This window comes from Paraburkholderia sp. (assembly GCF_036488505.1).
In the GTDB taxonomy this organism is placed as follows: domain Bacteria; phylum Pseudomonadota; class Gammaproteobacteria; order Burkholderiales; family Burkholderiaceae; genus Paraburkholderia.
Genome location: NZ_DASXHN010000474.1, coordinates 1 through 8,648 on the forward strand (window position 1 = coordinate 1; position 8,648 = coordinate 8,648).

Consider the following 8,648-nt stretch of genomic DNA (forward strand, 5'->3'; position numbering starts at 1 on the left):
ACGCCGCCGCGATGGCCGGCGCGAAAAAACGGCGCAAAAAAGGCCCAACCTCTAGGAGCTTGGGCCAAGCCACCTTGCGGCAGCGGAGGTTCCTTCGAACTGAACACAACGCGCGCACGAACGACACGCTGCCGGTGCATTCGCGCGTCGCGCGGGATTGAATCGTTAGGTAGTGTGAAGCCATGCGTGCGCATAGGTGTCGCGCGCACGGCTTGCCTGCTCAGCACGCCGCAATCAGTTACCGAAATAAACGCCGTGCTGGCCGCTCATCGGCTGAACCGCGCCACCCGACTGCGAAGTGCCGTTCATTGGCGCGCCGTAACCGCTGGTATCGGCGGTGGGCTGCGTTTGCGCGACGCTCGGATTCTGCGCCTGTACGCGCCGTTCCGCGGCCTGGATGTCGCCCGGGTAGCTGGAGTCGTTCGACGTCGCCGGGCTATAACCGGCCTGTTCGAGTTGGATCAGCTGGTTGCGGACTTCCGCGCGGGTGACGGGCTGCTGGCTCGACTGCGCGAAAGAAACGACCGGCGCTGCGAGAACTGCTGCGATGGCAACTGCCTTGAAGAGCGATTTCATGATGACTTACCTCCAATGTGTTTTATCTGTCGCATCGCTTTTCGCACTGTTGCGCAAGCGATTAACTTCAGTTTAGTCACCGCACCTCCAAGGGAAAACCCTTAATTTCGAGATACATAATTGTCTTCGTCGCAATAGTTGGCGGGAAACATTGCCCCGTCTGCCTCGATGCAGCAAGCATGCCGTAACAGTTGGCGGAATCGTAACCTCGTGCGGTCGGCTCGCTGCAACCGCGCGCGATCTCACGCGCCTGACGGTGGCGAGGGCGGCATCAGCAACAGCTTGCGCGGCCCACTGACGAACGCACTTCCCGGCTCGAAAAAGCGCAGCGGCCGATGCATCTCGCGCGACAGACCAATGCGCGTTGTCACGCCGACCGCCGCGTTGCCCGTCTCGATCACGCCGATCCATAGACCGCAGCCGGTGCAGAGGTCGCGTCCATCGAACGCCTGATCGACGCCGAACGCAACCGTGAGCCGGCCCGGCCCGCGCGCGAGATCGCGCAGCGGCACGCCGGGGCGGCGCGCTTCGATCAACGGCAGTCCCTCGAGCGGCTCGACTGCGCGCAACAGAATACCCGCGCCGACCTCCGCCGTTTCGGACGACATGTTGAGCATGTACGACAGCCCGTAAGTCAGGCGCACATACGCATGGCCGCGCGCGAGAAACATCGAGCCGTTATGCGGGCGGCGGCCGATAAACGCATGGCTCGTCGAATCACCGACCGGATACGCCTCGGTCTCGACGATGCGTCCGCTGATACGTCCTTCGGGCAGATCGTGCACGAGGTATTTGCCGACCATGAAGCGCGCCAGTTCCACCGTATCGACCGGCAGATCGTCGCGGCGCAGTGGCCGGATCGGAAGAAGCTCGTTTCGCATACGTCGTCCGTTGTTCGAAGGTGTGGCGGAACGGGGCTTCGTCATCCCACGCCATTGCCCAGTCTCGTCTAGCCTATCCGTTGTGGCGAAGCCGCATTTTCACGCCCGCCCAAGTCAACATGGCACTAATTGTTGTATCGTGTGTGATCGGCCGCAACACGTCTTCTTTGGGCTGTTGGCTTCCCAGCCTCGCGCCACTCGGCTGGATCCATTTCCAGCCGCATCCGCACGGCTGCTGTGCCCGTATCATTCGAATCGAATCCCGCTGTACCCGCTGGTGTAACTATCGGCCCCACCCGGGGAACTGATGTACCTATGACAACAGGAGAAGTCGAATGAAAGCATTCCCGGCAACCAAGATGATCGGCGGCGCACTAGTCGTTCTCGCGTCCCTCAACGCGTACGCGCAAAACAACGACGCATCCGCGACGGCAGCGCCGGGGGCTTCGGCGCCGACCACGAAGCAGGTTCGCGCGGCCAACCGCGCCCTGTCGCGGAAGGTCCGCAGTGCGCTCGCGAAGACGAAGGGTCTGTCCGTGTCGAACGTCACCGTTCGTGCACGCGACGGCGCGGTGACGCTGGCCGGCTCGGTGCCGGAGCAGCAGATGATCGAACTCGCGACCACCACCGCGCAGAAGGTGCCGGGTGTGACGTCGGTGCACAATGCGCTGACGATCCGCGAGATCGGTCAGTAAGCCGGCCGCTGAAGTTCCTGTAGGCAAGCATGCTGCGCCGGCATCCGGATCAACGGGTACCGGCGCCCCTCAACGTCTTATCCGGTGTTTGACACCGCGCGCGACCCGGCTCACGACCCAGCAAACCCATCGCGATGGACCGGCGCCACGACCTTTTCGGCGCGTCCGACGCGCCGCCCCGCGCTTAACCGATCCTGCAGTTGCACAATGAACCCCGTTCGACGAGCTATCGCGCGCGCGGCAGCGGGGCCTCCGTCGCACGCAGGCTTGCAGCGACACTTGACCCTTGCTCGTTTTGCAATCCCCTTGTCGATCAAGCCGTTATCGCTTACTTTTAAAGCCATTTAGCAGGTTCCGCAGCCCCGAAAGCCGGTAGCGTCGCCGTCATCCACCCGCATGCAAAGGACGTCCGAATGACCTCGCCCACGACCATGTTGCCCCGTTGGACTCTCGTCGTGCCGTTCGTCGGCTGGATCGTGCTCGGCGCTGCCTATGCGTTGCCCGGCAACGCACTGCTGCTGTCGCTGGTCGGCGTCGCGCTGTGCGCGGTGGTCTTTACCGCCGTCCACCATGCGGAAGTGGTCGCGCATCGCATCGGCGAGCCGTTCGGCACGCTGGTGCTGGCGGTCGCCGTGACGGTCATCGAAGTCGCGCTAATCGTTTCCGTGATGCTGACCTCCGGTCCCGAGAAAGCCGGTCTCGCGCGCGACACCGTGTTCGCCGCGGTGATGATCGTCTGTAACGGGATCGTCGGACTGTGTCTGCTGGTGGGCGGCATTCACCACCTCGAACAGGATTTTCAAAGCCGCGGCGCGGCGGCGGCGCTGGCAGTGCTCGCCTCGCTGTCCGTGCTGACGCTGGTGATGCCGAACTTCACCACGACCAACGTCGGCCCCGTCCTGTCGAGCTCGCAACTGGCGTTCGCGGGGATATCGTCGTTGGTGCTGTATTGCGTGTTCGTATTCGTGCAAACCGTACGCCATCGCGATTACTTTCTCGCCGACGTGCCCGACGAAGACGTCCACGCCGAGCCACCCCGCAGTCGCGACGCGCTGATCAGCGGCGCGTTGCTGCTGGTGAGCCTCGTCGCCGTGGTGCTGCTTGCGAAGGTGTTGTCGCCGGTGGTCGAAAGCGCGGTGCTGAACGCAGGCGCGCCGCCCGCGGTGGTCGGTATCGTGATTGCCGCGCTGGTGCTGTTGCCCGAAGGGCTCGCCGCGGTACGCGCGGCGCGCGGCGATCGGCTGCAGACGAGTCTGAACCTCGCGCTCGGCTCGGCGCTCGCCAGCATCGGCCTGACCATCCCGACCGTCGCGGCGGTGTTCCTGTATATCGGCCAGCCGATCGTGCTCGGCATCAGCGGCAAGGAAATGGTGCTGCTCGCGCTCACGCTCGTGGTCGGCACGCTGACGCTCAGCACCGGACGCACGACGATCCTGCAAGGCGCGGTGCATCTGTCGCTGTTCGCCGCGTATCTGTTTCTATCGTTCGCGCCGTAACCCGGAGATGCGCATCGATGCGCGTGGCCGATGCATGCGTGAAAGCGATTGCCAGCGGCAGCCGGCCAGCACCGGTGGCGGCGCCTGGCGCCAACCGTCGGTCACACCCGGGTCAGTCCTCCCAATGCTCGACGATCCAGTCGCGAAACAGATTCAGCTTCTGCTGCTGCGCGACTGAATCCGGATAAACGAAGTAGTATCGCCAGCCGGTTTTGAGCACCGTATCGAACGGCCGCACCAGACGCCTTGCCGCGACGTCCTCGTCGATCAGCGCGAGGTCGCTGATCGCGACGCCGAAGCCTTGCGCGGCCGCATTGGTCGCCATATCGAGCGTGTCGAAACTGGGGCCCAGTTCAGCGTCGACCGCCGCTGCGCCCCCGTCTGTTTCCGCGACTTTCGCCAGCCAGATCTTCCAGTCGCGATGATCGCGCGTCGGATGCAGCAGCGTATGGCGCGCAAGGTCGGCCACCTGGTCGAGCGGCTTGCTTTTCAGCAGCTCGGGCGTGCAGACCGGCGTCAGACGCTCCTCGAACAGCGACACCGCCTGCACGTCCGCGCCCGGCGACGATCCGTAGATGATCGCCGCATCGAACGGTTCGCCGTGGAAATCGACGTCGTGCTGCCACGTCGTCGTGATCTGCACGTGCAGATCCGGATGTTCGGACTGGAAGCGCATGATTTTCGGCAGCATCCAGCGCATCACGCAGGTCGGCACCTTCAGCGCGAGATCGGTGCGCTGCCTGGTGAGCCGCAGCGACATTTCCTCGATGCGCGCAAAGCTCTCCTTGACGGCCGGCAGCAGCATTTCGCCTTCGGCGGTCAGCGTCAGCCCCTTCGCGTGACGCTTGAACAGCGGGAATTTGTAGTACTCCTCGAGCGCGATGATCTGCCGGCTGACCGCGCCTTGCGTCAGGCACAGGTGGTCGGCGGCGCGCGTGAAGCTGCGATGGCGTGCGACGGTCTCGAAAATGTGCAGCGCGTTGAGTGGCGGAAGGCGTCGCATCGGCATGTCCACGATCAGAAAAATGCATTGGGCGGACGCGGCGGCGCGATTTGCCGCCGCGCCCGTCAAGCCGACAGAATACGCGGTCGGTCCCGTCCGCACGAGCCGGATCGCGGGTACGCCCCTATGCATTCGGCTCATGCGCGGTACGAATCGGCACCGTGCGCGGCCGCCCGCACCAGGGCGGTGCAAAAAAGCCGCCGCGAGCGTCGCCAGCACCCCGCTTTGCTCATACCTGCGCACCGAAATACACCGATCCGCCGGAGATGGACGTTAACCCGGATGCGCGATCGTCTGCCGGCTCTGGCCGCATGACTGAACCGCGCCTGGCTGCATCCGGGCGCCCCGAGCCATGAGCTCAGGTCATGCGGTCCATGCGCATATTTCGATTGTTGAGGGTTTTTGGCAAACCTACAGTGCATTCACGCGCGGTTATATCCCGCAGCGGTCACGGCGATTCATCGGCAACGGGCGTCCAACTCAGGAGACCGCCATGCAACAGATCAAACGGGGTAGAAGGCAGGCCATCAAGACGCTCGGCACGGTGCTCGCGGCGTCCGCGCTGCCGATGCCGTTTCTGAACCTGCGCGCGCAGGAGCACAACTTCAGCGGCAAGACGCTGCGCATCCTCACATGGTCGGACGATACCGGCACGGCCGCGCTGCGCAATATCGCCGCGACCTTCGCCGCGAAGACCGGTGCGAAGGTGGTCGCGGACCGCGCCGACGGCACCTCCGGCATGGTCGCCAAGCTCAAGGCGAGCGGCGAGCGCCCGACCTACGACGTGATCACGCTCGCGGGCGTGGGCGCAGCGGGGCTCGCGGACGCCGGCCTGCTGATGAAGCCGGATCTGGACCGCCTGCCGAACCTGAAGGACGTCGCGCCGCCATACCGCACCGGCGCGAACGGTTTCGGCGTCGGCTATCTGCTGTGGTCGGACGGGCTGATCTACAACACCGCGACGGTGAAGACGCCGCCGTCGTCCTACGAGGCGTTGTGGGATCCGAAGTACGCGGGGCGCATGTTCCTGCCGCCGCCCGAATGGGCCGAGGCGGTCGACCTCGCGATCATCGCCGCGAAGATGAACGGCGGTTCGCAGCAGAACATCGAGCCAGGCTTCAAGAAGCTCGCCCAGTTGAAGGATCACGTGATGACGCTCGGTGAGAACCCGAACCAGGTCGCCGACCTGTTTCGCACCGGCTCGCTCGATATCGGCGGCATCTATTCGCCGGCCTTTTTCCCAGACCAGATCCGCAAGCCCGAGTACAAGATGGGCGTGACCTATGGCATGTAGGAAGGCTTCGCGACGCAGCTGATGTTTACGGTGATCCCGAAAGCGCATCCGGGCGATGCCGATCTGATCCACGCGTTCATCAATCATTCGCTCGACGCGGGCGTGCAGGGCCGCATGGCCGCCGACGTGCTGAACGGCCCGGTCAATTCCAAAGCGGTGATTCCGGCCGAAAGCCGCGCGTTCGTGCCGAGCCCGCAGCAGATCGCCGAGAAAGCGGTGCTGCATGACGACAAGGCGCTGGCCGCCGTGCAGCCGGCATGGATCAAGCGCTACACGGAAATCTTCTCGGCGTGAACGCGATACTCGCGCGCTGGTCGCAGCGTGCCGCGATGATGCCGGACGAGGCGGCAGCGGGCCCCGCGCGGGGCGCCGCGGCCGCCGCACTCGTGTCGGCCGCGGCCGCACCCGCCACGACGAGCGCGCTCGCGAAGGCGCGCCCCTGGCTGCTGCTCGCACCGATCCTGCTGTTTCTCGCGGTGCTCGGCGCGGCGGCACTGGTCGTGCTGCGCATGAGCTTCGGCAGCGCCGGTCACGAATGGCGCGGCTTCACGCTGCAGAACTACGCGGACCTGGTCGACGGCTACTTCATCAAGTCGTTGTGGCTGACGCTGCGGCTCGCGTTCCAGAGCATGATCTTCGCGGTACTGCTGGCGATTCCCGTCGCGCTAGCGATGGCGCGCACCAGGTCGCGGCTCGCGCGGCGGCTGCTGCTCGCGGGCGTGCTGCTGCCGCTGCTCGTCAATCTGCTGCTGCAAGGCTATGGCTGGCTCGTGATTCTTGGCCCGGCTGGACTGCTCAATCACGCGCTGCTCGGCAGCGGGCTCGTCGAGCGTCCGGTGATGTGGCTGTATCGCGAGCAGGGCGTGCTGCTCGGGCTGATCCAGACCGCGTTTCCGCTCGCCGTGCTGCCGCTGTCCAGCGCGATGCGCGCGGTGTCGATCTCCTACGAGGAAGCCGCCGCGACGCTCGGCGCGACGCGCTGGCAAACGCTGCGTCATGTACTGCTGCCGCTCGCGATGCCCGGCCTCGTGTCGGGTGCGCTGCTGGTATTCGCGTACAACGCGAGTGCGTTCGCGGTGCCGTTGCTGCTCGGCGGCCGGCGCGTACCGATGCTCGCGGTGCTGGTCCATGATCAGGTCGCGCCGCTGCTGAACTGGCCGGCCGCGTCCGCCTCCGGCGTCGTGCTGATGATCGCGACGCTAAGCGTGATGGCGCTGTCGCAACGGCTGGTGCGCCGCACTCAACGTCTCAATGCGGAGCCTCACGGATGAGCACGCTACCCAGTTCCCGCCTGCGGCATCCGGCACCGCGTTCGCCGCGCTGGCCGCGCAGGCCGCAGACGATGCCCGGCCAGCTCGGCCGCGTAAGCGCGCTGGTCGCGGGCGTCGTGCTGTTTGTCGCCGCGTTGCCGATCCTGACGATGATCGTGATGTCGTTCAGCGCCGCCGACACGCTCGACTTTCCGCCGCACGCGTACAGCCTGCACTGGTATCGCGCCGCATGGCACAGCTTCGTATCGCCCGATGCGACGGATACGCTGTCGATGGGCGCGGCGCTGACCACGAGCCTCGTCGTCGCGTTCTCGACGATGCTGATCGCGACGCTAGTGTCGGTGCCGGCCGCGTATGCGCTGAGCCGCTACTGCTTTCGCGGGCAACCCGCGGTCGAGCAGCTGGTCGCGCTGCCGCTCGTCTATCCGCTCGTAATGCTCGGCCTGTCGCTGCTGCTGGTGTTCAACGCGCTGCCGGTCGAACTCGGCGTCGGACGGCTGATCATCGCGCATGTGATCCTCGCGTTGCCGTTTACCGTGAAGAACTGCGCGGCGTCGGTTGCGTCGATCGGCCCGGAATTCGAAGAAGCGGCCTGCGTGATGGGCGCGAGTCCCACCCGCGCGCTGCTCGACGTGGTGTTGCCGCTGATGCGCCCCGGCATTCTCGCCGGCATGCTGTTCGCGTTCATCGTGTCGTTCAACGAGTTCACCGTCACGTTCTTCCTGTACAGCATCGATACGATGACGCTGCCGGTGTGGCTGTATAGCCGCACGGTGTCGTCGCTCGATCCGACCGTGTTCTGTTTCGCCGTGTTTATCGTCGCGATCGACTTCGCGCTGATCTGGCTGCTGGAAAAGCTGATCGGCGACGAAGGGGTTGCGCTTTGAGTTCCCCCGCGCTGGAGTCTTCGATGACCCACCTGACCCTGCAGGCGCTCACGCGGCGCTTCGGCGCGGTGCACGCCGTCGACAACGTCGATCTGAGCGTGCCCGACGGCAAGCTCGTGTGCTTTCTCGGCCCGTCCGGCTGCGGCAAGACCACCCTGCTGAGGATGATCGCCGGACTCGAAACCCCGACTTCCGGAAGCCTTCATCTCGCCGGCCGCGATATCACGCGTTTGCCCGCGAACCGGCGCGACTTCGGCATGGTGTTCCAGTCGCTCGCGCTGTTTCCGCATATGACGGTCGCGCAAAACGTCGCGTATCCGCTGAAGCTGCGCAAGCTCGCGAAAGACAAACAAACGCGCCGCGTCGCCGAACTGCTGGAGCTGATCCAGTTGCCGCATATGGCAAACCGGCCGGTCACGCAGCTATCGGGCGGCCAGCGGCAGCGCGTCGCGATTGCGCGCGCGATCGCGTCGGAACCGCAACTGTTGTTGCTCGACGAACCGCTGTCCGCGCTCGACGCGAAGCTGCGCGAAGCGATGCAGGTC

The 8,648-nt window shown here is 65.2% G+C and carries 8 protein-coding genes and 1 pseudogene; 6 read left to right on the top strand and 3 right to left on the bottom strand.

Annotation, left to right across the window (positions count from 1 at the left end; translation table 11 throughout):
- Positions 1–234: 234 nt before the first annotated feature.
- Positions 235–576: a DUF4148 domain-containing protein gene (locus VGH68_RS27365; RefSeq protein ID WP_331606855.1), complete on the bottom strand. Its 342-nt coding sequence runs from the start codon at positions 574–576 to the stop codon at positions 235–237.
- 242 nt (positions 577–818) lie between these two features.
- Positions 819–1,457, bottom strand: a complete 639-nt coding sequence (locus VGH68_RS27370; protein WP_331606857.1) for a DNA-3-methyladenine glycosylase — start codon at positions 1,455–1,457, stop codon at positions 819–821.
- Between the two features lie 335 nt (positions 1,458–1,792).
- Here VGH68_RS27370 and VGH68_RS27375 point away from each other — a divergent pair, with 335 nt between their 5' ends.
- Entirely contained in the window at positions 1,793–2,152 is a 360-nt protein-coding gene (locus tag VGH68_RS27375) for a BON domain-containing protein (protein WP_331606858.1), read from the top strand.
- Positions 2,153–2,565: 413 nt separating this feature from the next.
- Entirely contained in the window at positions 2,566–3,648 is a 1,083-nt protein-coding gene (locus VGH68_RS27380) for an ionic transporter y4hA (RefSeq protein ID WP_331606859.1), read from the top strand.
- A 112-nt stretch (positions 3,649–3,760) separates the two neighbouring features.
- Here VGH68_RS27380 and VGH68_RS27385 read toward each other — a convergent pair whose 3' ends face one another.
- Positions 3,761–4,651: a LysR substrate-binding domain-containing protein gene (locus tag VGH68_RS27385; RefSeq protein ID WP_331606860.1), complete on the bottom strand. Its 891-nt coding sequence runs from the start codon at positions 4,649–4,651 to the stop codon at positions 3,761–3,763.
- A 493-nt stretch (positions 4,652–5,144) separates the two neighbouring features.
- Here VGH68_RS27385 and VGH68_RS27390 point away from each other — a divergent pair.
- From VGH68_RS27390 to VGH68_RS27405, 4 genes and pseudogenes are all read left to right on the top strand, one after another.
- Positions 5,145–6,239 (top strand): annotated as a pseudogene (locus VGH68_RS27390) (ABC transporter substrate-binding protein).
- Between the two features lie 5 nt (positions 6,240–6,244).
- Positions 6,245–7,216: an ABC transporter permease gene (locus VGH68_RS27395; RefSeq protein ID WP_331606863.1), complete on the top strand. Its 972-nt coding sequence runs from the start codon at positions 6,245–6,247 to the stop codon at positions 7,214–7,216.
- Positions 7,213–8,103: an ABC transporter permease gene (locus tag VGH68_RS27400; protein WP_331606861.1), complete on the top strand. Its 891-nt coding sequence runs from the start codon at positions 7,213–7,215 to the stop codon at positions 8,101–8,103. The genes VGH68_RS27395 and VGH68_RS27400 overlap by 4 nt, the downstream gene beginning before the upstream one ends.
- A 23-nt stretch (positions 8,104–8,126) precedes the next feature.
- A partial coding sequence (locus tag VGH68_RS27405; protein WP_331606862.1) for an ABC transporter ATP-binding protein occupies positions 8,127–8,648 on the top strand: 522 nt, incomplete at its 3' end.